This window comes from Limnobacter sp. 130, from assembly GCF_902506325.1.
Taxonomy (GTDB): domain Bacteria; phylum Pseudomonadota; class Gammaproteobacteria; order Burkholderiales; family Burkholderiaceae_B; genus Limnobacter.
Window position 1 is genome coordinate 31,838 of the sequence record NZ_LR732328.1, and the last position, 21,570, is coordinate 53,407.

The 21,570-nt window shown below is 53.9% G+C and carries 23 protein-coding genes and 1 riboswitch; of the genes, 21 read left to right on the forward strand and 2 right to left on the reverse strand.

Going from position 1 to position 21,570, the window contains the following annotated elements:
* The first annotated feature begins 28 nt into the window (after positions 1-28).
* The 5 genes from FRIGORI9N_RS00115 to FRIGORI9N_RS00135 all read left to right on the forward strand — a co-directional run bounded on the left by FRIGORI9N_RS00115 (position 29) and on the right by FRIGORI9N_RS00135 (position 2,857).
* Positions 29-430 carry an SRPBCC family protein gene (locus FRIGORI9N_RS00115; RefSeq protein WP_159567895.1) on the forward strand — a complete coding sequence of 134 codons (402 nt, stop codon included), beginning with the start codon at positions 29-31 and terminating at the stop codon, positions 428-430.
* Entirely contained in the window at positions 430-1,284 is an 855-nt protein-coding gene (locus FRIGORI9N_RS00120; RefSeq protein WP_159567896.1) for a DNA alkylation repair protein, read from the forward strand. Before FRIGORI9N_RS00115 ends, FRIGORI9N_RS00120 begins: the two co-directional genes overlap by 1 nt.
* 68 nt (positions 1,285-1,352) lie before the next feature.
* Positions 1,353-1,688: an HD family hydrolase gene (locus FRIGORI9N_RS00125; protein WP_159567897.1), complete on the forward strand. Its 336-nt coding sequence runs from the start codon at positions 1,353-1,355 to the stop codon at positions 1,686-1,688.
* A 5-nt stretch (positions 1,689-1,693) separates the two neighbouring features.
* Positions 1,694-2,323: a cold shock and DUF1294 domain-containing protein gene (locus FRIGORI9N_RS00130; RefSeq protein WP_159567898.1), complete on the forward strand. Its 630-nt coding sequence runs from the start codon at positions 1,694-1,696 to the stop codon at positions 2,321-2,323.
* 75 nt (positions 2,324-2,398) lie between these two features.
* Entirely contained in the window at positions 2,399-2,857 is a 459-nt protein-coding gene (locus tag FRIGORI9N_RS00135) for an SRPBCC family protein (RefSeq protein WP_159567899.1), read from the forward strand.
* A gap of 47 nt (positions 2,858-2,904) precedes the next feature.
* Here the strand turns inward: FRIGORI9N_RS00135 and FRIGORI9N_RS00140 are convergent, their stop codons facing one another.
* On the reverse strand, positions 2,905-3,642 hold the full coding sequence (locus FRIGORI9N_RS00140) for an SDR family oxidoreductase (RefSeq protein ID WP_159567900.1): 738 nt from the start codon (positions 3,640-3,642) through the stop codon (positions 2,905-2,907).
* A 173-nt stretch (positions 3,643-3,815) separates the two neighbouring features.
* Between FRIGORI9N_RS00140 and FRIGORI9N_RS00145 the strand changes: the two genes are divergently transcribed.
* The 16 genes from FRIGORI9N_RS00145 to FRIGORI9N_RS00220 all read left to right on the forward strand — a co-directional run bounded on the left by FRIGORI9N_RS00145 (position 3,816) and on the right by FRIGORI9N_RS00220 (position 18,093).
* Entirely contained in the window at positions 3,816-4,724 is a 909-nt protein-coding gene (locus FRIGORI9N_RS00145; protein WP_236550761.1) for an AraC family transcriptional regulator, read from the forward strand.
* A gap of 48 nt (positions 4,725-4,772) precedes the next feature.
* Positions 4,773-5,330, forward strand: coding sequence for a lipocalin family protein (locus tag FRIGORI9N_RS00150; RefSeq protein WP_159567901.1), 558 nt, complete (start codon positions 4,773-4,775; stop codon positions 5,328-5,330).
* Between the two features lie 3 nt (positions 5,331-5,333).
* The gene (locus tag FRIGORI9N_RS00155) at positions 5,334-5,555 is read left to right on the forward strand and encodes a TIGR02450 family Trp-rich protein (protein WP_159567902.1); all 222 of its coding nucleotides are present in this window, start codon (positions 5,334-5,336) and stop codon (positions 5,553-5,555) included.
* A gap of 37 nt (positions 5,556-5,592) precedes the next feature.
* Positions 5,593-5,797, forward strand: a riboswitch (cobalamin riboswitch).
* A 64-nt stretch (positions 5,798-5,861) separates the two neighbouring features.
* Complete coding sequence (locus FRIGORI9N_RS00160) at positions 5,862-7,721, forward strand: TonB-dependent receptor domain-containing protein (protein ID WP_159567903.1); 1,860 nt, start codon at positions 5,862-5,864, stop codon at positions 7,719-7,721.
* Between the two features lie 23 nt (positions 7,722-7,744).
* Entirely contained in the window at positions 7,745-8,314 is a 570-nt protein-coding gene (locus FRIGORI9N_RS00165; RefSeq protein WP_371717120.1) for a bifunctional adenosylcobinamide kinase/adenosylcobinamide-phosphate guanylyltransferase, read from the forward strand.
* Positions 8,315-8,343: 29 nt separating this feature from the next.
* On the forward strand, positions 8,344-9,147 hold the full coding sequence (locus tag FRIGORI9N_RS00170) for an ABC transporter substrate-binding protein (protein WP_236550830.1): 804 nt from the start codon (positions 8,344-8,346) through the stop codon (positions 9,145-9,147).
* The gene (locus FRIGORI9N_RS00175; RefSeq protein WP_159567906.1) at positions 9,144-10,130 is read left to right on the forward strand and encodes an iron ABC transporter permease; all 987 of its coding nucleotides are present in this window, start codon (positions 9,144-9,146) and stop codon (positions 10,128-10,130) included. The genes FRIGORI9N_RS00170 and FRIGORI9N_RS00175 overlap by 4 nt, the downstream gene beginning before the upstream one ends.
* 7 nt (positions 10,131-10,137) lie before the next feature.
* On the forward strand, positions 10,138-10,926 hold the full coding sequence (locus tag FRIGORI9N_RS00180) for an ABC transporter ATP-binding protein (protein WP_159567907.1): 789 nt from the start codon (positions 10,138-10,140) through the stop codon (positions 10,924-10,926).
* A 16-nt stretch (positions 10,927-10,942) separates the two neighbouring features.
* Positions 10,943-11,524, forward strand: a complete 582-nt coding sequence (gene cobO, locus FRIGORI9N_RS00185; RefSeq protein ID WP_159567908.1) for a cob(I)yrinic acid a,c-diamide adenosyltransferase — start codon at positions 10,943-10,945, stop codon at positions 11,522-11,524.
* Complete coding sequence (gene bluB, locus FRIGORI9N_RS00190; RefSeq protein ID WP_159567909.1) at positions 11,478-12,233, forward strand: 5,6-dimethylbenzimidazole synthase; 756 nt, start codon at positions 11,478-11,480, stop codon at positions 12,231-12,233. Before cobO ends, bluB begins: the two co-directional genes overlap by 47 nt.
* 2 nt (positions 12,234-12,235) lie before the next feature.
* Positions 12,236-13,195, forward strand: coding sequence for an adenosylcobinamide-phosphate synthase CbiB (gene cbiB, locus FRIGORI9N_RS00195; protein ID WP_159567910.1), 960 nt, complete (start codon positions 12,236-12,238; stop codon positions 13,193-13,195).
* Positions 13,192-14,163: an aminotransferase class I/II-fold pyridoxal phosphate-dependent enzyme gene (locus FRIGORI9N_RS00200; RefSeq protein WP_159567911.1), complete on the forward strand. Its 972-nt coding sequence runs from the start codon at positions 13,192-13,194 to the stop codon at positions 14,161-14,163. Before cbiB ends, FRIGORI9N_RS00200 begins: the two co-directional genes overlap by 4 nt.
* Positions 14,160-15,623, forward strand: coding sequence for a cobyric acid synthase (locus FRIGORI9N_RS00205; protein ID WP_159569503.1), 1,464 nt, complete (start codon positions 14,160-14,162; stop codon positions 15,621-15,623). The genes FRIGORI9N_RS00200 and FRIGORI9N_RS00205 overlap by 4 nt, the downstream gene beginning before the upstream one ends.
* 18 nt (positions 15,624-15,641) lie before the next feature.
* Complete coding sequence (gene cobT / locus FRIGORI9N_RS00210; protein WP_159567912.1) at positions 15,642-16,718, forward strand: nicotinate-nucleotide--dimethylbenzimidazole phosphoribosyltransferase; 1,077 nt, start codon at positions 15,642-15,644, stop codon at positions 16,716-16,718.
* On the forward strand, positions 16,715-17,545 hold the full coding sequence (locus tag FRIGORI9N_RS00215; RefSeq protein ID WP_236550762.1) for an adenosylcobinamide-GDP ribazoletransferase: 831 nt from the start codon (positions 16,715-16,717) through the stop codon (positions 17,543-17,545). Before cobT ends, FRIGORI9N_RS00215 begins: the two co-directional genes overlap by 4 nt.
* Positions 17,545-18,093 carry a histidine phosphatase family protein gene (locus tag FRIGORI9N_RS00220; protein WP_159567913.1) on the forward strand — a complete coding sequence of 183 codons (549 nt, stop codon included), beginning with the start codon at positions 17,545-17,547 and terminating at the stop codon, positions 18,091-18,093. Before FRIGORI9N_RS00215 ends, FRIGORI9N_RS00220 begins: the two co-directional genes overlap by 1 nt.
* Here FRIGORI9N_RS00220 and FRIGORI9N_RS00225 read toward each other — a convergent pair whose 3' ends face one another.
* The gene (locus tag FRIGORI9N_RS00225; protein WP_159567914.1) at positions 18,094-21,570 is read right to left on the reverse strand and encodes a hypothetical protein; all 3,477 of its coding nucleotides are present in this window, start codon (positions 21,568-21,570) and stop codon (positions 18,094-18,096) included.

The following is a 21,570-nucleotide window of genomic DNA, read 5'->3' on the forward strand; positions in this document are numbered from 1 at the left end:
TGCCAATAAATCGCTGGGAGTAAAGTAAGTGGATTCAGTTAAACACATCACCACCTTCATCAATCGAACCCCGGGCGATGTGTATGCCTTCGCCTCAAACCCCCAAAATCTTCCGGCGTGGGCTGCTGGCCTGGCCCGCTCTGAAGTCACTAAACAAGGAGATGCCTGGGTGGTCGAAGCGCCTTTCGGCAAGGTGAAGATCAGGTTTGTACCACTGAATAATTTCGGTGTTCTCGATCACGATGTGGAGCTTGATTCGGGCGTGGTGGTGCACAACCCAATGCGGGTTGTACCCAATGGTGAGGGCAGCGAATTCACCTTCACATTGTTTCAGCAACCGGGTATGTCGCAACAGCAATTCGAGGAAGACGCGCGAGCCGTTGCAGCGGATCTTCACACATTAAAAATTCTTCTTGAATCTGAAAGCTGATGCAGCCCCTTGCTCCCGCTGTTCCAACGGCGCCCAACGCCATTCAGAAGGGCACACCGCTCAAAGTGTTGCTGAACCGGGAATCGATCGAATGCCTGGCGCGAAACATTCTTTACGTTCACAAGGCATTCCCGGCCGAAGCATTTTGCCAGCACGCGTTGGCTAACCTTGAACCGCTAGAGCTGATGCAGCGTGCACAGCACATTGCTAAATCATTACATCAATTTTTACCTGCCAATTACACTCAGGCAGTGTCTATTCTTGTCGACTCATTCACCCCGGCTGAAACCGAAGTGGGCTCGCTGGGGTTGGCCGGGTTTTTCTATCTGCCGCACAGCTTTTTTATTGCTGATTACGGCTTGGACCAAAGCTACAACAATGGCGAAGACCCGTTTGATGTGTCCATGCAAGCCTTGCGTGAGCTCACCATGCGCTTCACCGCCGAATTTGCCATTCGCCCCTTTCTCATTTACCAGCAAGAACGCACCTTGGCACAGGTTAACAAGTGGCTAAGCGACCCCAACCCGCATGTAAGGCGGTTGTGCAGTGAAGGCACACGCCCCAAGCTGCCTTGGGGAAAACGCATTCAATCGTTTATTGCCAACCCAGAGCCTGCATTGCCCATACTGGAATTTTTGAAAAACGACGAATCGTTGTATGTGCGCCGCAGTGTGGCCAACCACCTTGGCGACATTGCAAAAGACCACCCCGAGATTGCGTTTTCAACTTGCGAGCGTTGGTTGCAAGAAGGTGCGTCGAAAGAATTGAAGTGGGTGGTTCGCCATGCGGTTCGTTACCATGCCAAAAAGGGCCATGCCAGGGCCTTGGAGATTCGGGTGAAGGCGAAGAGTTGAATCAGTGTATCGGCGTTATACGGCTGCTTTGTGACGAAGTAATATGATGTATTCCTTTAAGGACGATAGTGAAATCAAACAAGCTGGAACAACAACTCAATTTCCTGCGTGAAATAGACAAGCTAAAGAGGGTGCTTCGCCAGTCCCCCTTATTGGATCAAAGCCGCAAAGAAAATTCAGCGGAGCATTCATGGCACTTGGCCATGTATGCCCTCATTCTTTCAGAGCATGCGGCTGCCCAAGGCGATGAACTCAGCGCCCTGTGGCATGAGTTTGAAGAAGGTCAAAGCGATGATGCGCAATTTGCAAAAGCCCTGGATAGGTTTCAACCGCTGTTGATTAATGTGTTCACCGGTGGTGGTACTTGGGTTGCAGGGCATTTTGACCAATCACCAACTCGTTAAATTTTATGTATATCGAAGGCACCATAAAAACCTGGAATGATGACCGTGGGTTTGGCTTTATTCAGTCTAATGAAGGTCAAGTCGAGGTGTTTGTTCATGCAACTGCATTCAATTCTCGGCACATTCGTCCCCATGTAAACCAACGTGTTTATTTCGACCTTGAGCTAAGCCCCGAGGGAAAACCAAGAGCCAAGAATGTTCATTTCTCGCGCCCCGTTTCTGGAAACAAACGTGAACGCACAGATGCCCCCGCGCAGTGGCAGACCGGATCATTTTTAGCGATTCCCGCTTTTGTGTTTTTGTTTGGTGTGGTTAGCTTGCTCTGGAGGCCACCACTGTTGTTGGCTCTGATCTATGTGCTTGCCAGCACTTTGACTTATGTCACCTATGCCATGGACAAATCAGCAGCCAGGAAAGGGCGCTGGCGAACTTCTGAGAGCACCCTGCACTGGTTGTCTTTGCTGGGTGGTTGGCCTGGGGCGTTGATTGCTCAACACATGCTTAGGCACAAATCAAACAAGGCCCCGTTTCGATTTATTTTCTGGGTAACAGTGTTTTTGAACGTAGCCTTGTTTCTGGTACTGGCTTCCCCTGAAGGCCAAGCACATATTGGGCAATTGATACCCGATAAATAAATTTTCCGTACAACTGTCGATTTCACCATACCCCATTCGACTACTTAGGTAGGCACAACTTTCAAGGAGACTACGATGTCGAACAGCACAGGAACAGTGAAGTTGCACAGGGTACTGCGCGCCCCAGCAGAGCGGGTTTACAAGGCATTTACCGACAAAAGTGCGTTGGAGTACTGGAGCCCGCCTTATGGCTTCATTGGCACCATTCATGAAATCGATGTGCGCGAGGGTGGTGGCTACCGCATGTCGTTCAACAACTTTAGCTCTGGCGGTAGCCACACGTTTACAGTGAAATACCTGGAATTGGTACCCAATGAGCGCATTCGCCACACCGACCAGTTTGACGATCCAAACCTGCCCGGCGAAATGGTGGTGACCGTTGAGCTTAAATCAGTGGTTTGCGGCACGGAACTACGCATTGTTCAAGAAGGAATCCCCGCTGTTATTCCGGTCGAGATGTGTTACTTGGGCTGGCAGGAATCGCTTGAACAACTCGCCAAGCTGGTTGAGCCAGATATTCCAGATCATGGCTAATTAATCTGACTGATGAAGTGCTGGGTTTAACGTCTTAATTGGCGTCTTCAGGCAGGTGATGCCGTGGGGCGGACGACAATCTCACTGGTGTCCACATCATTGGGCTGATTAATAACGTGAGCGATCGCTGCAGCGATTGCTTCTGGTTTTAAGGCGATTTCCCGAAAGTTTTTCATGGCTGCAGCTGCAGCCTGGTCACTGATGCTATTGGCCAGCTCAGATTCAACCACACCCGGATAAACGCAAGTCACGCGAAGTCGATCATTTTCTTGTCGCAAGCCGTCTGAAATCGCCCTGACTGCATACTTTGTGGCGCAATACACCGCACCTGTCGGCACCACATAAAGTCCACCAATCGAAGAAATATTGATGATCTGCCCACTCTTCTGTTCATTCATGATCGGCAGGACAGCCGCAATTCCGTGCAGCACGCCCTTGATGTTGACATCGATCATTTGATTCCATTCGTCTGTTTTCAGAGCATTCATTGGCGAGAGCGGCATCACGCCCGCGTTGTTAATAATGACGTCGACGCCACCGTATGTCTGGACCGCAAGATCCACGAACTCCTGAAGGTCTGTCAGCCGTGTCACATCAATTTGTTGATACACAACCTGACCGCCGTTCCAGTTCAAGTTGTCTGCAATGGATTTAAGTCGATCGGTACGTCGCGCGCCGATCACAAGTCGATGACCTTGCTCGCTCAGTAACCTCGCTGTTGCTTCACCAATGCCGCTGCTTGCACCAGTGATTAAAATTGTCTTGCTTGCCAACGATTGTTGCATCACAGAACCCCTTGAATTAAGTAGAAAGTTGAACTTCCATGTTAGGGGTTGAGCTTCATTACGACTATGCAGATTCCTCTTGGAATATTGCCTATAAGTATGTTTTTAATATTCTTAAGGACTGCGAGTGATATCGTTAACAAGCAATTGGTACATTCGCGAAGGCGGTTGATATGACTGACAAATTATTTGGGTTACGACACCCTCGCATGGTGGCCATGATTCAGCAATTGGCGACCACAGAGGGGTATTCTGAATCAGCGTTGAACGGCGTAACATTCATGCGCTGCAACGGGGCATTGGCCAGAATGCCCGCTCTTTATGAGCCAAGTATTGTGATTGTCATTCAGGGTACAAAACATGGATTTCACGATGGGAACACATACACCTACGATGCAAATCATTATTTGGTGGTGTCTGTTCCCCTTCCGTTTGATGTTGAAACCCAGGCCACTGCAGAGAAGCCGCTTTTGGGTTTGATCATTCGTGTGGAGTTTGAACTGGCTGCTGAACTGATATTGGATTTGAAAGAATCTGTCGTGGATCAGGGCGAAGCTGTGCCACCTTTGTTCGCATCCCGAATTGACGCCAGGCTAGGTGATTCAATCTTCAGGTTACTTGAGATATTACAGTCTCCGACCGAGTCACGCGTACTGGGTCCTTCCGTCATCAAGGAAATCACATACCGGGTTTTAACGGGCGAGCAGGGCCGAAGCTTGCGTCTTGCTTTTTCGCGCGACAGCTATTTATCACGGGTGGCCAAAGTGTTGAAACTGATTCACTCAAACTACCATCGAGCACTCGATGTCGCTACTTTGGCTCAAGAAGCCAATATGAGCGTGCCGACTTTTCACGCACACTTCAAGTCGGTGACATCGAATACACCAATCCAGTACATCAAGGCAATCCGGCTGCATCAGGCTCGACTGATGATGATCAGGAAAGGCATCAGTGCTGCCCAGGTGTCGGCCATGGTGGGCTACGAGAGTCCGTCACAATTCAGTCGAGAATTCAAACGATACTTCGGCCGCACACCTGTGCAGGAAAGTCAGTATAGCCAATCCATTTTGGCTTTGTCTTGAGTGGCGAAACTTCGCAAATATCAAGAATAATGTGGCACACTTCAATTCATGAAACCTCTGCTGACTTTAGCTACTTCGTTTGCCCTGTCTTGCGTGGCTGTCAATTCAGCACTCGCAGCAGAATCCCCACAACCTCTTCAAACCATTCAGTCGCTCGACGTGCCCCGTTACATGGGCACCTGGTTTGAAGTTGCCAAGTACCCCAATCGTTTTCAGAAGCAGTGTGTGGCCAATACCAGCGCAGCATATTCACTTCAAAAAGACGGCAAAGTGAAAGTGCTGAACCGCTGCCAGTTGGCCAACCGCGACATGGAAGAGGTCGAAGGCCAGGTCAGGCAGACCGGTGGCTTGAAATCACCGAAGCTAGAGGTACGCTTTGCGCCAGCCTGGTTAAGTTGGCTGCCCATGGTGTGGGGTGATTACTGGGTGATTGATCTTGACCCCGAATACCAACTGGTTGCAGTCAGCGAACCCAAGCGAGAATTTTTGTGGGTGTTGTCGCGTACGCAGCAAGTAAACCCAGCCAAATACGAGGCGCTGCTGCAACGCCTGAAAGCCAAGGGCTTCGATTTGAACAAGCTTGAACTTTCACCACAAACCAATTAAACCATGCGCCGTTTGAATCCCAAGAAGTTGCTGCTGAGCAAGTGGACTGCCGTGAAACCAGCGAACAAAGAAAAACACTTTCTGGTTCGTTCAGTGGTGAAGCCTGAAAGCGATGAATTGCCTGTTGAGCAATTTGAATTGGAGGCTGTGCATTCCGGCCGAACGCAAATTATTCACTGGCGTGATTTGCAAGATGAAGGGCAGTGGATTCAAGGTTGGAAGTAGTCTGGCATCAAGCGATGTTTTCTTTGCTCCCTGCTGCTGTACAATCGGCTTTGTTGGTGCTCTTGGAACAGTCCCTGTTCTGAAGTTAAACGGGAAGCTCTTTAGCGCTGCCCCCGCAACGGTACGCAGACAAGCGTCAAGCTTGGCTTTCATCAAAAACCATTGGGTGTTTTCAAACGCCTGAGAAGGTGGTGAGGGTAAGTCTGCCAGCCCGGATACCGGCCAACAACGGGGTGCGCCATTGGCGCACTATGTCCCATGCACTGTCGGGGAAGGCGGTGAGGGTACTCGTCAATCCATTTAACCATGAACTCAATTCGCTTGGGCAAGCTTTGGCTTGCCGTGCCGGTGGCCATTGCTGCAGCCGGTCCTGTATTCGCACAAAAAAAACCAACTTTTGATTCCGTGGTGGTCACCGCCACCCGCACCGAACAGCCCATCACCGAGGTGTTGGCCGACGTCACGGTCATTGACCGGGAAACACTTGATCGTGCCGGGCAAACCTCGCTTCGCGAAGTGCTGGCCCAACAGCCCGGCGTGCAAATGTCGGCCAACGGCAGTTACCGTTCCAACACCAATGTGTTTTTGCGCGGTGCGTCGGCCACTCAAACCATTTTGCTAGTGGATGGTGTGCGGGTGGGGTCTGCAACCAGCGGCGGTTTTTCACTGGAAACCATTCCGCTTGAATCGATTGAGCGCATCGAGATTTTGCGCGGTGCGGCCTCGGCGTTGTATGGCCCCGATGCGGTGGGCGGGGTCATTCAAATCATCACGCGGCAAGCGGGCACGCCACGGCGGTCGGTTAGTGTGGGTGTGGGCACCGATGGTCAACGGTTGGGTGCAGCGCACTTCAGTGGCAAAACCGACATGTTTGGCTACAGCCTTGGTTTTTCCCATGAACGGGGCACTGGCATTGATGCGAAAACACCCGCTGCATCGGGGTTGAATCCGGATGAAGACGCGTTTGAAACCAGCAGCCTGAATTTCAGTTTGGTGGCCGATGTGCACACCAATCACCAACTAAAATTTCAAACCTTGTACAGCGAAGGCGAGTACGGTTTCGACGGCAACCCGTTTCCCAACCCGCTGGCTCTGAATTCACAAACCAGCGAAGCGATTGCAAAACCGGAACTGAACCAGTCCAGCCTGCAATGGGTTGCCAAATTCACGCCGCGCTGGAAGTCGACCGTGTTGCTGGCGCAGTCCGATGATAAATCGGTGAGTGAATACCGCCGTTTGTCCGATGGCGCAGATGCGGGCCGTGCCCGGTTCGACACCAAGCGCGACCAATACAGCTGGCAAAACGATATTTCATTTGGTAGCGATGTGCTGACCTTGCTGGCCGAGCAGCGCACCGAGGAGGTGGACAGCACCACCGACTACGACGTGAAGGCACGCACCATCGATGGTTTCATGGCCGCGTATGCATTGAATCGCGCGCAGTGGGACGCGCTGGGCGTGCTGCGAAGCGACGACAATTCCCAGTTCGGGCGTTTCAACAACTATGCGGTCTCTGCGGGTTACAAACTGAATTCGCAATGGCGTTTGGTGGGCAGTGCGGGCAGCAGTTTTCAGGCCCCCACGTTTAACCAGTTGTACTTTCCAGGTTTTGGCAACCCGGAATTGCAACCCCAGCGCAGCCGTTCCAAAGAACTGGGTGTGAAGTATGCAACCCCGGCCATGGCTGCCAGTGCGGTGGTGTACGAAAACAGGGTGCAGGGTTTCATTACACCGTCTACGGCAGTGCAGTCAGCACGCGCAACCTTGCGTGGTGCCACCTTCGCAGTAGACCGCCAGTTTGAAACACTATTGGTGAAAGCTTCCTACGATTACACCGACCCCAAAACCGAACCCGACAACAAACGCATTGTGCGCATTGCCCGCCATGTATTCAATTTAAACTTGAGTCGTGAAACTGGCCCCTGGCAGTACTATGGTGAATTGAAACTGGCCAGCAACCGTGAAGACAGGACGATTCGTTTCAGCGACCCCAATATTGAACTGGGCGGTTATGGTTTGCTGAACGCCGGGGTAAGCCGCAAGGTGAATCAGGAATTGTCCGTGTCGGCCCGCTTGAACAACATCACCGACAAAACCTACTCACTGGCCAATGGCTTTACCACACCGGGCAGAAACCTGTTTGTGTCGGCCAACTGGTCTTTTTAAGGGGTGAAACCTGATTGATGCACATGCTTGCTCGTTCTGAGTTGATACTGGGTGGTCAGCGCAGTGGCAAATCGCGCCGCGCTGAAAACCTGGCCATTCAATGGCTTGCAGTCAGCCCGCAGCGGCACGCTGTGCTGGTGGCCACGGCCCATGTTGGCGACGATGAAATGCAGCAACGCATTGTGCAGCACCAGCTAGACCGGGCGCAGCGTGTGCCCCGACTGGTTGCGGTTGAAGAAAGCCTGTACCTGCCTGCCGCCTTGAAATTGCACAGCACCAGCAACACGCTTTTGATCGTGGATTGCCTGACCCTGTGGCTCGTGAATTGGCTCATGCCACCACCCGGCGTACCCGCACCAGCACAAGGTTTTCAGCACACGGTGGAGCAACTGGTTCACACGCTGCACAGCCTGCCTGGGCCTGTGGTGCTGGTTAGCAATGAAATTGGTTTGGGTGTTGTGCCCATGGGCAAAGAAGTGCGCCACTATGTTGACGAACTGGGCCGCTTGAACCAGGCCATGGCCGACGCCTGCGAACGGGTCACTTTGATGGTGGCCGGGCAGGCAGTGCCTGTCAAAGGAACTTCACAATGAAGCTGCTTTGCCTGCGCAATGTGTTGGCCATGTTGTTGGCGTGTTGTACATGGGCTGCGCATGCTGCCCCACAACGCATCGTCAGCCTGTTGCCCTCGCTCACAGAAAGTGTGTGTGCGCTTGGCGAGTGCAGCCGTTTGGTGGGTGTGGACCGTTATTCCAACTGGCCTGCTTCTGTGCAACAGCTGCCACGCGTGGGCGGTGGCATTGATCCCAATATTGAAGCCATTGTGGCCTTGAAACCAGACTTGGTGTTAATGGCAGAATCGTCACGTGCAGCAGAACGTTTGCAGGCACTGGGCCTGAAAGTACTGATGCTGGAACCCAAAACCCACGAACAGGTGCAGGTGGTCATTGCAAAGGTTGCTCAGGCCTTGGGCCTTGCGCCGACAAAAGCCGAGCAGGTGTGGCGCAACGTGGACGCGGGTGTGTCAGCAGCAGCCAGTTCCCTGCCGCAACATGCGCGCGGCATTCGTGTGTACTTTGAAGTGAACCGCGCACCTTATGCTGCCGGTGAATCTTCTTTTATTGGTCAAACGCTTAAGCGCCTGGGTGCAGGCAACGTGGTGCCCGCTGAGCTGGGCCCATTTCCAAAACTGAACCCGGAGTTTGTGGTGCGTGCCAACCCTGACCTGATCATGGTTGGGCAACGCAATGCGCAAGGCATGACCGAACGCCCCGGTTGGCAGCGCCTGCGGGCTGTGCGCGAACAACGCATTTGCATTTTCAACAGCGACGATGAAGACGCCATTGTGCGCCCCGGCCCCCGCATGGCCGAAGGTGCCCGCCTGCTGGCGCAGTGCATTCTGAAACACAGTGCAGGTGCACCATGAATACACGCGCAAGCCTGTGGTGGGGTGTTTTTTTGCTGGCCTTAAGCCTGTTGTTGTGTGCCCTTGGTTTGGGTGTGGGCAGCACGGGCCTTGAATCGGTGTGGCACATGTGGGCCGACCCTGTGGCCAGTCAAATTGTGCTGGACATTCGCGCACCCCGCACACTGGGTGCCTGGGCGGCGGGTGCGCTGCTTGGGCTGGCCGGTGCCGTGGCGCAGGGCTTGTTTCGCAACCCCTTGGCCGATCCGTTTTTGTTGGGCAGTGCCTCCGGTGCCTCCCTGGCGGTGGCGGTGTCGCTGGCCGCACTGGGTGTGTCGCCCTTTGCCGAGGCCTGGGTGGTGCGGCTGGGCTTGACCGGTGCTGCGTTTGTGGGCGCGGTGGGTGCGGTGCTGCTAACACTTACCCTGGCCAAAGGTGTGCAGCACACATTGCGTTTGCTGTTGGCCGGTGTGGTGGTGGGCATGGTGTTGGGTGCGCTGACATCGCTGATCACCATTGCGGTTCCGCAAACCTTGCAGGCCATGCAAGCATTCATTCTCGGTTCTACCGGTTTTGTGGGTTGGCAGTCGCTGGGCATCATGCTGCTTGTCGGCGTGTTGTGCCTGGGTGTGGCCTGGGCATTTTCCCGAACGCTTGATGCGCTCACGCTGGGCGAGCACACGGCCCAAAGCCTGGGCATGCCGCTGCGCCCGGCACGCATGGCGCTGATTGCCGTGGTGGCTTTGGCCACTGGCACAGCAGTGGCCCACACCGGCCTGATTGCGTTTGTGGGTTTGGCGGCACCGCACTTGGTGCGCGCTGCCGTGCGAACAACTTATGCGCAGTTGGTGGTGTTGGCCAGCCTGATGGGTGGCGTGCTGCTGCTGGCCGCCGATATTCTGGCCCGTGGCTTGATTGCGCCCCAGGAAATTCCTGTGGGCGTACTGACCGCCACACTGGGTGGTGGCTATTTGCTGTGGTTGATGCACAGAAGGGCGGGGTGACGGGAACATGAACAAACCTGTTGCATTTGAAGTGAATGATTTGTGTGTGTCGCTGGGGGCAGCCCGCCATGCGCGCCCTGTGTTGCAGCAACTGAATGCACGCATTGAAGCGGGTCGATGGACCTGCGTTGTGGGCCCCAATGGTGCGGGCAAATCAACTTTTTTGCGTGCGCTTGCAGGGCTTGTGCCCGTGCAACAAGGCCACGTGAAAGTCAACGGCAAAGCCCTGCACGAATACGCGCACCGCGAACGCGCCAAAACAGTGGCGTGGCTTGCGCAAGGCGGGGCCGATCAGGCTGCCGATGATTTAAGCACTTACGACATCGTGATGCTGGGCCGCTTTCCCCACTTGCCCTGGTTAAGCCCGCCCGGCCCGGCCGACCACGCTGCCGTGCAGCAGGCCATGGAACAAACCCGCGTTTGGGAATGGCGAAACCGCCTGCTGGGCAGCCTTTCCGGTGGTGAACGCCAGCGTGTATTGCTGGCCCGGCTACTGGCTGTTCAAGCCGACATGGTGTTGATGGACGAACCCTTGGCCAACCTGGACCCACCACACCAGGCCGACTGGATAGTGCTGGTGCGTGGCCTGGTGGCAGAGGGCCGCACCGTGGTCACTGTGTTGCATGAAATTTCCCTGGCTTTGCTGGCCGACGACCTGCTGGTGATGCAAGCAGGCCAGCTGCAATATGCAGGCCCCAGCCACGATGCGGCCGCACACCACGCCTTGCAAACCGTATTCGACCATCGACTTTCCATTCACCAGGTGAACAACCGTTGGCTTGTGTTGCCAACCTGACCGCGAGAGAAAACCCATGCAAATTGAAACGCCCCCCACTGAAAAACGCTACGACCGCCCCGAAGGCGAACGGCGTGGTTTGATCATCGTGAACACCGGCGATGGCAAAGGCAAAAGCACCGCCGCATTTGGTTTGGCCATGCGTGCTTTTGGCCGCACCCATGTGCACGGCAAGCTGGTAAAAATTTACCAGTTCATGAAGGTGCCCAGTGCGCGTTTTGGTGAGCACAGATCGCTTGAGCAACTGGGCTTGTCCATTGAAGGGCTGGGCGATGGCTTTAGCTGGAAAAGCAAAGACATTGAACATTCTGCGCAATTGGCCCTGGATGGCTGGGCAAAAGCCCGCGACACCATTCTGGGCGGCGAACATTTCATGGTGGTGCTGGATGAATTGACCTACGGTTTGATTTACGGCTGGATACCCTTGGACGATGTGCTGCAAACTTTGCGCAACAGGCCAAAGGATGTGCATGTGGTGATCACCGGGCGGCGCTGCCCGCAAGAGGTGATCGACCTGGCCGACACGGTGACCGAAATGACCATGATCAAACATGCATTCAAGGCAGGGATTCCTGCTCAACGCGGCATTGAAGATTAAACCCGCCTTGGTTGCAGCCACGCCTTTTTCACCAAGTGAATCGGCGGCAGTGTACCGCGCCATTCGCGAGCGGCGCGACATGCGCCACTTTTGTGGCGGGCAGGTGCCTACCGATGTGTTGCAACGTTTGCTGTCTGCGGCACACCATGCACCCAGCGTGGGTTACATGCAGCCTTGGCGTTTCATGCGCATTCAGAACCACGACACCCGTGTGCGCCTGCACGCCTTGGTCGAGGCCGAACGCATTCAAACTGCACGTGCCCTTGGGCAACGCGAAAGCGAATTCATGCAGCTGAAAGTGCAGGGCATTCTGGATGCGGCCGAGGTGCTGGTGGTTGCGCTGGCCGATGGCCGTGAGCGCCATGTTTTTGGCAGGCGCACCATGCCTGAAATGGATTTGGCGTCGGCCGCATGTGCGATCCAAAACCTGTGGCTGGCCGCAAGAGTTGAAGGACTGGGCATGGGTTGGGTGTCGCTGTTTGAACCTGCTGAACTGGCCACATTGCTGGGCCTGCCAGAAGGAGCCAGCCCGATTGCCGTGCTGTGCCTGGGGCCGGTCGAGGGCTATTACGCAGAACCCATGCTGGCGCAACAGCAATGGGCCCAATGCGAGGCTTTGTCGGGTTTGGTGTTTGACGACACTTGGGGCAAAGCCAGTGCTGTATTTGCGAACCAACCCGGTTCGCCGCCTGTCAACGAGGACCACTAGCCATGTGGTTTGCTTGCACCCCAATCAACATTCTGGCCGCTGCTATGCTGGTCGCCTTGCTGGTGGACTATTGCTTTGGCGAACCACCCGCACGCTGGCACCCCGTGGTGTGGATGGGCAACTACCTGGCCTGGGCGGGGCGATTGTTTGCACCTGAAATTGGCAAGCCCGCCCGCAGTGTGCTGTCGCAATTGACTGCCGGTGCGCTGGCTTGGTGGGTGGGAGTTGCGGGCGTATCCATTCTGGCTGCAGTGGTTTCAATGGGGGCGGCAACAGTACACTGGGTGGTTCAGATTGTGCTTGTGGGCTTGCTGCTCAAACCCATGCTGGCCTGGCGGGTGCTGCGTGATGAAGTGCGCGATGTTGAACACGCCCTGCAACGCTCGCTGCCCGAGGGCCAGCAACAGGTGGCGCGTTTGGTGAGCCGCGATGTGAGCAGCCTGAGCGAGGCGCAGGTTCGGCAAGCGGCCATTTCCACGCTTGCGGAAAATTTAAATGATTCGGTGGTGGCCCCGCTGTTCTGGTTTGTTCTTTTCGGTTTGCCCGGTGCTGCGGTTTATCGTTTTGCCAACACCGCCGATGCCATGTGGGGCTACCGGGGTGAACGCGCCGGGCGCGACTGGACCTGGGCCGGCAAGTGGGCCGCGCGCGCAGACGATGTGCTTTCCTGGGTGCCCGCCCGCATCACCGCCTTTCTCATTTGCCTGTTGTTCAAAGGCCGTGGCCTGACCCGGTTGCCCGGTGTTGCGCAACAAACACCGTCGCCAAATGGTGGTTGGCCCATGGGGGCATTGGCTTTGGGGATGAATATTTGTCTCGAAAAAAAAGGGGTGTATTGTTTGAATGTGCAAGGTGATGTGCCACGCAGTGGCCACATCGAAGCCGCCTTGCATGCCTGTGCACAAGTGGTGGTATTCATTGCAGTTTTTTGCATGGCAGCTGTTTTGTGGGGGGTGGTATGAACACACGCATACATGGCGGTACCGATGAGCACGGGCCTGTGCCCTTCGATTTTTCCAGCAATGCCAATGCGGTGGGGCCTTGCCCTGCGGTGTTGAATGCGGTTCAACAGGCCGACGCACTGCGCTACCCCGACCCAAATTACACGGCTTTGCGCGCTGCGCTGGCCCACTTTCACCAAGTGGAAGAATCCAGAATTGTGGTGGCGGGCAGTGCCAGCGAATTCATTCAACGCCTGACCACCTGCCAGTGGCGCAAGGGCTGCAGTTCATACTGGGTACCGCAACATGCCTACGGCGATTATGCGCACGCCGCGCAGGTGTGGGACATGGAACAGGTTGATGACGCAAGCCGGGCAGGACTGGTGTGGCTGTGCAACCCGTCCAGCCCCTTGGGGCAAGCTGAATCGACCGGGATATTGAAGCTTGTCGAGGATCATCCCGACGTTGTTGCTGTGCTGGATTGCGCCTATGAACCTTTGTGCCTTGATGAACAGGCACGCGCAAGCCTGCAACAGCGAGACCACTTGTGGCAATTGTGGTCACCCAACAAGGCATTGGGCATGACGGGTATTCGCGGCGCCTACGCGATCGCACCCTTGGGCGAAAGCCGTGCGGTGCGCGCCTTGAACAGTCTTGCACCTTCCTGGCTGATCGGTACGCACGGTCAGGCCATGTTGCAGGCCTGGACCCTGCCGGAAACACAAAGTTGGCTGGCCGAAAGCCGCGGCGTGTTGGCGCAATGGAAAACGGATCTGCTGGATTGCCTTCACCAGCAGGGTTGGGAAACCATGCCCAGCATTGCTTCATTTGTGTGTGCCAAGGCACCCCGTGAAATTGATGAAGTGCACCTGCGCGCGCACGGCATCAAGCTGCGTGATGCCACTTCCTTCGGCTTGCCGGGGTGGTGGCGCTTGTGCGCACAAAAGCCGCAAGCCATGGCCGCACTTTCAAAGGCCTTGCAGGTATGAAAGCAGTGTGTGTCATGGTGTTGGGCACCAGCAGTGGTGCCGGAAAAAGCTGGGTGACCACTGCGCTGTGCCGCCATTACGCACGCATGGGTTTGAAAGTGGCCCCGTTCAAGGCTCAAAACATGAGCAACAACGCCCGTGTGGTGGCGGGCTTGCATGGCAGTGAAGGCGAAATTGGTTCAGCCCAGTATTTTCAGGCGCTGGCCGCCTGTTGCGAACCCAGTGTGAACATGAACCCGGTGTTGTTGAAACCCGAAGCCGACACCAAAAGCCAGGTGGTGGTGCTGGGAAAAGTAGACCCGGTACTGGGCAAAACCCCGTGGCGTGAACGCAGCGCACAGGTGTGGCCACACATTGCGGCCGCGCTCGACACCTTGCGCGCTGAAAACGATGTGGTGGTTATCGAGGGCGCAGGCTCGCCTGCTGAAATCAACCTGCATGCCAGCGACATTGTGAACATGCGCGTGGCGGTGTATGCACAGGCACGTTGCCTGCTGGTTACCGACATTGATCGTGGCGGTGCCTTTGCGCACCTGTATGGCACCTGGGCTTTGTTGCCCGCTGATGAACGTGCATTGATCCGTGGGTTTGTGTTGAATAAATTTCGGGGTGATGCCGCTTTGTTGGCCCCCGCGCCCGAACAGTTACAACAGTTGACCGGCGTGCCCACGGTGGCCACTTTGCCCATGTGGTTTCAGCATGGTTTGCCCGAAGAAGACGGCGTGTTCGATGACCGAAGCAAGGCCACGGGCGCGGTGCACACCACGATTGCAGTGGTGGCGTTTCCCCGCATCAGCAATCTGGACGAATTCCAGCCCTTGAAAAACATGCCCGGCGTGCGTTTGGTGTGGGCCCGCACCCCGGCCGATTGCGCAGGTGCAGACTGGATTATCTTGCCCGGTTCCAAACACACAACAGCCGATTTGGCATGGCTGCGTGAACAGGGGCTGGATCAAACCGTGGCAAGCCACGCAGATCAAGGCAAGCCAGTTCTGGGTATTTGTGGCGGCCTGCAAATGCTGGGCGAAGCCCTGGTGGATTCGCACGGTATTGATGGAAACGCGCCGGGGCTGGGGCTTTTGCCATTGGTCACCTGTTTTGAGCCCGACAAAACAGTGCGCCGCGCCCACCTGCGTTTTGCTGCCGTGCAAGGGCCTTGGGCTGCGTTGGCGCAACAGCCGGTGAACGGTTATGAAATTCACCATGGCCGCACAGTGCAACACACCGCGCTGGCCGAGGCTGGGCAACTGGCCCACGAGGTGTTGCCCGGCTTGGGCTGGCAAAATACCGCTGGCAACGTATTGGGTGTGTATGTGCATGGCCTGTTTGAAGACCCCGCAGTATTGACCGCATTGTTTGGCGCACAAACCCCCACGCTGGAAAGCGTGTTCAATGGCTTGGCCGATTTTCTGGAACGGCATGTAGAGCCAGGCGTGTTGAAAGCACTTATCGAACCCTAATTTTCAGGTATCCCACACATGTCATTTGATTTGCCTGTTGTTCACAACCCCAGCAATACTGTTTTGCAAGCACGGCTTCAAACCGTGATCGACAACAAAACCAAACCGCTGGCTTCATTGGGTAAGCTCGAAGCGTTGGCTGTTCAAATTGGCGTGGCCTTGGGCACTGAAAGCCCTGTGCTTGAAGAACCGCAGCTGATCGTGTTTGCCGGCGACCATGGTTTGACCCGGCAGGGCGTGTCCGCGTACCCCAGCGATGTCACCTGGCAAATGGTGGAAAATTTTCTGGCGGGTGGTGCAGCAGTCAGCGTGCTGGCGCGTCAACATGGTTTGAGTTTGAGTGTGGTGGATTGCGGTGTTCAGCACGACTTCACCGCTCGCAATGGCCTTTACATCCGCAAAATTGGATATGGCACGGCCAACAGTTTTGAGGGGCCAGCCATGTCAATTCCCCAATGCGGACAAGCCATGAAGAACGGCATGGACTTGCTTCACAGCCTGCCCGGCAATGTGCTGCTGTTGGGGGAAATGGGCATTGGCAACACATCGGCGGCTTCACTGCTGATGGCCCGTTTCACCGGGCACGACATTGCTGAATGCACGGGCGCAGGCACTGGTTTGAATGCTGAAGCCGTTCAGCGCAAGGCAAGCACATTGCGGGAAGTGCTGCATCGCCATGAGAATGCCGAGTCACCCATGGAGATTCTTGCCGCCATGGGCGGGTTCGAAATTGCCACCATGGTGGGGGCGGTCTTGCAAGCGGCCAGCGAGCGCCGCGTGGTGGTGGTGGATGGTTTTATTGCCACGGCAGCAGTGCTGGTTGCACACGCAATGTGCCCCAATGTGTTGGCGTATTGTATTTTTGCGCATCAATCGGGCGAGCAGGGCCACCGCAACATGCTCAAATACTTGAATGCGCAGCCTTTGCTTGATCTCGGGATGCGCTTGGGCGAAGGCTCTGGCGCGGCCCTGGCCTGGCCACTGCTGGTGTCGGCCTGTGCCTTGCTGCGCGACATGGCCAGTTTTGATTCTGCCAGCGTGTCGCGTGCGGACCTGTCCACTTCTACAACATCAGCAAAAGCGTCATTGGAATGATCCAGATATTCTTGCAATTCATCCGCCACTACCTGCTGGCCGTGCAGTTTTTTACACGCATACCTGTTACTGGCAAGCTGGCGGAATGGGTGGGTTTCTCGCCCGCCATGCTGCGTGCCAGTGCGGCACACTTTCCCGGTGTGGGTTGGTTGGTTGGCGCAAGCAGCGCCGTGGTGTTGTGGGGTTTGGTGTGGGCTTTGCCGGAAGTATCTGCTTCAAGCTGGGTGGCTGCTGTGTTGTGCACGGTGTTTGGCGTGATGTTGACCGGCGCGTTTCATGAAGATGGTTTGGCCGACACAGCCGATGGGCTGGGCGGCAGCCTGAATCGCGAACGCGCACTCGACATCATGAAAGATTCTCGTGTGGGCACCTACGGCGCATTGGCGCTGGTGCTGATCGTGTTGCTTAAAGTCGGTTTGCTGGCCATGTTGTTGCAACTGGTCCCCTTGCCCGCAGCCGCGGCGGCCGGGTTTGGGGCGCATGTGGTTTCCCGCTTTTTGCCGCTATTCATTATTCGCAGCTTGCCGCATGTGGGCGACACGCAGCAATCGAAATCCAAACCCTTGGCCGATCAAATTGGCAACAACAGCCTGTTGGCCGCCGCGGTGTGGGCTGGGTTGGCATTGGCCCTGCTGTATGCGCTTGTACCGGGCATGCCGTGGTGGGCAGGTGTATTGGGTGCAATGGTGGCACTGGGTTATATGTTGCGTTTGCTCAAACGCAGGCTGGCAGGTTTTACTGGCGACGGCCTGGGTGCTACACAGCAACTGTGTGAAGTGGCGTTTTATTTTGGTCTTGTTGTGGCCCTGCCATTGGCACACGCCTGATGAAGCTTTGGCTGATTCGCCATGCGCCGGTGTTGCTGCCTTCGGGCATTTGCTATGGCGCAAGCGATGTGCCCGCCGACAATGCTGCAAGCCTTTTGGCTGCCAAGTTGGCCGCTGAACAATTGCCGCAGGGTTTGGTGCTGCGTGTTTCCGGTTTAACGCGTGCGCAGCAACTTGCAAATCATTTGGCGGTGTTGCGGCCCGATTTTCCTGCCGCCGCAGTAGACCCCCGCCTGAATGAAATGAACTTCGGTTGCTGGGAAATGCAAGCCTGGGATTCAATACCGCAAGCCGCATTCGATGCCTGGCTGGCTGATTTTGATCACCATTGTTTCGGTGGTGTTGAAAGCACGCAAACGGTGTTGCAGCGGGTGGGGCAGGCTTTGCGCAGTATGCAAGGCGATGAGGTTTGGCTTACCCACGCAGGCGTTATTCGCGCGGTGCAGTGGATCGTTGAACACGGCGTGGTGCCAGTTCAACAGGCTGCAAACTGGCCTGCCACGGTGGTGCAGCCGGGAGGGTTGATAAGTTTTGATATGGTGGCGTGATCAGCTGCCGGTCCATTCAAGGTTGATTACGCGTACAAGTATTCTTTGTTTTTCTTCCGGGTTCAGTAAACTCAAAAGATACTCTTCAATTTCCTTGGGTGTTTGGGGTTTGGGTGAGCCATCCAGGGTTTTGGGAATAGGTTCACGATCATGTTCGCCAAACCACAGCACCACATAAATTCCATGTTCGTTTGCTTTCCGTTCAATTGAATATTGATTGATTAGTTGGTTGCGCAGGCCGGTCCAAAGATCCGGGTTCCAGTCACATTTAAATTCCATGGGAACAGAAAACTTGTTACGGAATAATGCTTTAATGTCGGCCCGTTTGTTGTTGACATACTGGGCTTCAGGCGCGCACTCCACACCGTACGGCGACAGCCTGATTTTTAGTTCGCTGAGAATAATGTTTCGACAATCGTTTTCATCTTTGGGGCGGCGTTCCTTGTGTGTGTCCCAAAAGCGCGCGTAAATATTAGCGTTGTCGCTATGGATTGATTCAGCATAGTCATCAAGATGTTCCACAATCAATTGCTGCAAGTCTTTTACATCAACAGGCTCGCGATTTCCTAGCACTTTGATCAGGCTTTGCGGTTTCAAAAATGCAAACGATTTTTCTCGAATACGAATTTGTACATCGTATGCAGTGTGCTCAAGTAAATAGTGGATTTTTTCCAGTTCAGGCAATTGTTGAAGTCGTCGAAGTTCAGGCAATGTGTTGGGGTCGTCGCTTTCGCCTAGTTGAGTAATCAGGCGCTGCAGCGTCCACCACAGTTCGCCAGAACTGCTGACGGCTCCCTCAGCGTGTTCAACACTCGGGTCGGCTTGAGGTGTAATGACTTCGATCAGTTTTGACAAAAACACAGCGGATGTGCTGTGAATGTAATTTTCGTCACGCGAATCGTGTCGAATGAATTGGAGGAAATAATGGGCCTTGATTGCTGAATCGGATAATTCAGTAATCAACAGATTTTCATACGTAGGCGAATCAATTGCCAAGCCCGCCATTATCCAATACACGCGCTGGCCAGCATCCATGCTTTTGCTGCTCAACTTTTTCTTTATCGTTGGCTGTAACTTTTCAGACAAGTTTTGTATGGCAAAGTAAAGCAAGCGCCTTACATAACCCAGTTGATCTGCGCGGCTGCGAACTGGGTATTTCGCAAGCACTTTTGGAATACCAATCAATCCGATTTCTCGATATTCAGGCCAATCACAAATCCCGTAAATGTTCGCACCATGAAGCTTAGCTTTCTTGAAGCTGGTTAGCACAAATTGAACCCAAACTTCTGAGACTAGCTGCGGATTGATTTGGGCAAGGTATGCAATCCATTTTGGCTTTTCTTCCAGACCATAAGCCAGTTGCGTGGCAACAAAACTTTTCAGTCTGTTTTCCTCGATTGATGCAAAAGCATTCGGATTTTCTTCGAAAAGAATTTCCAAGCCAATAATTGTAGGGAATTGATTCCAGGGCCTTTTGCTACTCACATAGGATTCAATAATTTCAGTGTGCTTTGCAAAATCAGACAGCAGAATGAATTTTGAAAATCCTGTTCGGGCTGCCTGATAAACTTCTGTACCGTTGAAGCAAAAGCTGTCCAATCGCTGTTGCGGATTGCTGCCGCTTACATCGCTTGCGAAGTCAAGCCAAACAAGTGCAAGGTTATAAAATATTCCCAAGCTGGCGGTACCCGCTCTAATGGCTTCTAAATTGTTTGAAAGTGTTTTTGTGGTTTGCGTTTTTCTTTCATTGGCGACTTGAATTGAATTGTTTCGGTGTTTGGCCAGTTCAAGTTCTGTAGCTGAGCGTTCATGAAACAAGTGCGCTTGAATATAGTCGCGGTACTCCGGGTACTTTAGAGAGAAGTCTTCGATCATCTCCAGCGCAAGTCCTTCATTTCCCTGTTGGAAGGAAAGGTGGCGTATAGCTTCACCCAAGTGAATTTCCACTGCGGTTTGGGTGCTTGCGGAATCAGCTTTTTTCAAATGCCACAAGCCTAGTTGGGCGGGCAATTGATTGATGCAAATCCATCCTTTCGTGGTGTGGTAGGCATGGTAGGGATGCTTTTTTGAAAGTGATTTCTCAACAGCTTTTTCAAGGAGTGAAAGGTATCGACTTTCCTGTTCTCCGAACCATGCACCAATTTGGTGTTGGTGCTCTGCAGTTCTTTGTACATGGCCGTATTCGTCTTGGCCAATGCCAAGCCATGTGAATAACTTTTCATCGTTGGTTTCTTCGCCGATTTCAAACAATGCACGCACTATCAATTTTCCGCACATTCTTTGCAGGTTAAGACTCTCTGTCCTAGTCCATGGGAAATCACCTCTTTTTGCTAGTTGGTCCAGCAAAACGGGCAGTTCATCGACAGGAACACGTTTTGGTAATTCATGTTCCCAAAAATAAAGATAGTCGCCGATTAAGTGTGGATTCTTGGCGTGATGAAGAAAGGAAAGAATCGATACTGTGGGTATTGCCGAGGGGTAAAGTGCGAATAGTAGTGTGCCCAATAGCTGGTCTTCTGCGTCTTCAATTTCTCCATTTGAAATTCGATTAAGCAATATCGACAGCCGGATTAGCTGTTCTGGCGTAAGCAACAGTACATCCAGTGCAGCGCTTCGAATACTGTCCCAGAAACTGTGGTCCGCAACAATTTTTTCTAAAGCGCATGCCAATCGATCATTAGTTTCATTACCTTTCAATATATTCAGTAGCTCATGTATGAATGCCTGGTGCGTTTTTTCTCTGGATGCACTTTTGAAATTTTCAATAAAAAACGATTCAAACTCTGGGTCCCAAAGGCCTTGAAGAGGACTGCTGAATGGCACTTGCCAACCAAAACCGAAATACGCCTGGGCTTCCCTTTGAAGCCCCAGAATCACTTTCATTTTTTGTGCTGTGCTCAGGCATGCAGCATCGCCATAAATTGCGATTCCCAGTGGGTCAATTTCAATCATTTGTTCAAACGCTGAAATGCTTAGCGTGGCTACCCAGGCGAATAGTCCCCTTAAACTGGCCACTGTTTTTTTGTCAAACCCTTCAAACAAACGCAATACCCGTCCGATGGGCAATGCGTGATTCGCAATCTGTTTTGCGATCCACTGTGCAGCCAGAAATTCTGCAACTGTTCGGTGAATAGGCTCAACTGTGCCAGTTAAATTTGATGGGCGGAAAAGTGCGCTGCGCAATGCGCGCAGGCTTAATGAGTCTAGCCCACCGAATTCGTCGGATTGTAAATCGCTATTGCTGTGTACGTTGCCATCGATTAAAGCGAATCCGAAACGGTTGCTGAACAACATGATGCTGCACAAGTAGCCTGCTCGATCCACTAGGTCGTCAATGGAATATTTTTCATCCGGGGCATATTGTTGATAGTAGGGGTCATGTTCTTTGGCCAACTTTTGAACAGCAAATTCGAACACTTCACGCCGCGACTCAGGAAGCTGTCGATTGTGAATTGAGTTAATCAGCAGCTTGATCAA

Excerpts from the sequence above, each read along its gene's own strand:
- FRIGORI9N_RS00150 (WP_159567901.1), top strand. The coding sequence starts at position 4,773 with ATGAAACCTCTGCTGACTTTAGCTACTTCGTTTGCCCTGTCTTGCGTG.
- FRIGORI9N_RS00160 (WP_159567903.1), top strand. The coding sequence starts at position 5,862 with ATGAACTCAATTCGCTTGGGCAAGCTTTGGCTTGCCGTGCCGGTGGCC.
- FRIGORI9N_RS00130 (WP_159567898.1), top strand. The coding sequence starts at position 1,694 with ATGTATATCGAAGGCACCATAAAAACCTGGAATGATGACCGTGGGTTT.
- FRIGORI9N_RS00120 (WP_159567896.1), top strand. The coding sequence starts at position 430 with ATGCAGCCCCTTGCTCCCGCTGTTCCAACGGCGCCCAACGCCATTCAG.
- cbiB (WP_159567910.1), top strand. The coding sequence starts at position 12,236 with ATGTGGTTTGCTTGCACCCCAATCAACATTCTGGCCGCTGCTATGCTG.
- FRIGORI9N_RS00155 (WP_159567902.1), top strand. The coding sequence starts at position 5,334 with ATGCGCCGTTTGAATCCCAAGAAGTTGCTGCTGAGCAAGTGGACTGCC.
- FRIGORI9N_RS00175 (WP_159567906.1), top strand. The coding sequence starts at position 9,144 with ATGAATACACGCGCAAGCCTGTGGTGGGGTGTTTTTTTGCTGGCCTTA.
- FRIGORI9N_RS00220 (WP_159567913.1), top strand. The coding sequence starts at position 17,545 with ATGAAGCTTTGGCTGATTCGCCATGCGCCGGTGTTGCTGCCTTCGGGC.
- cobT (WP_159567912.1), top strand. The coding sequence starts at position 15,642 with ATGTCATTTGATTTGCCTGTTGTTCACAACCCCAGCAATACTGTTTTG.
- FRIGORI9N_RS00140 (WP_159567900.1), bottom strand. The coding sequence starts at position 3,642 with ATGCAACAATCGTTGGCAAGCAAGACAATTTTAATCACTGGTGCAAGC.
- FRIGORI9N_RS00200 (WP_159567911.1), top strand. The coding sequence starts at position 13,192 with ATGAACACACGCATACATGGCGGTACCGATGAGCACGGGCCTGTGCCC.
- FRIGORI9N_RS00215 (WP_236550762.1), top strand. The coding sequence starts at position 16,715 with ATGATCCAGATATTCTTGCAATTCATCCGCCACTACCTGCTGGCCGTG.
- FRIGORI9N_RS00205 (WP_159569503.1), top strand. The coding sequence starts at position 14,160 with ATGAAAGCAGTGTGTGTCATGGTGTTGGGCACCAGCAGTGGTGCCGGA.
- FRIGORI9N_RS00165 (WP_371717120.1), top strand. The coding sequence starts at position 7,745 with ATGCTTGCTCGTTCTGAGTTGATACTGGGTGGTCAGCGCAGTGGCAAA.
- FRIGORI9N_RS00145 (WP_236550761.1), top strand. The coding sequence starts at position 3,816 with ATGACTGACAAATTATTTGGGTTACGACACCCTCGCATGGTGGCCATG.
- cobO (WP_159567908.1), top strand. The coding sequence starts at position 10,943 with ATGCAAATTGAAACGCCCCCCACTGAAAAACGCTACGACCGCCCCGAA.
- bluB (WP_159567909.1), top strand. The coding sequence starts at position 11,478 with ATGCATTCAAGGCAGGGATTCCTGCTCAACGCGGCATTGAAGATTAAA.
- FRIGORI9N_RS00135 (WP_159567899.1), top strand. The coding sequence starts at position 2,399 with ATGTCGAACAGCACAGGAACAGTGAAGTTGCACAGGGTACTGCGCGCC.
- FRIGORI9N_RS00180 (WP_159567907.1), top strand. The coding sequence starts at position 10,138 with ATGAACAAACCTGTTGCATTTGAAGTGAATGATTTGTGTGTGTCGCTG.
- FRIGORI9N_RS00170 (WP_236550830.1), top strand. The coding sequence starts at position 8,344 with ATGTTGTTGGCGTGTTGTACATGGGCTGCGCATGCTGCCCCACAACGC.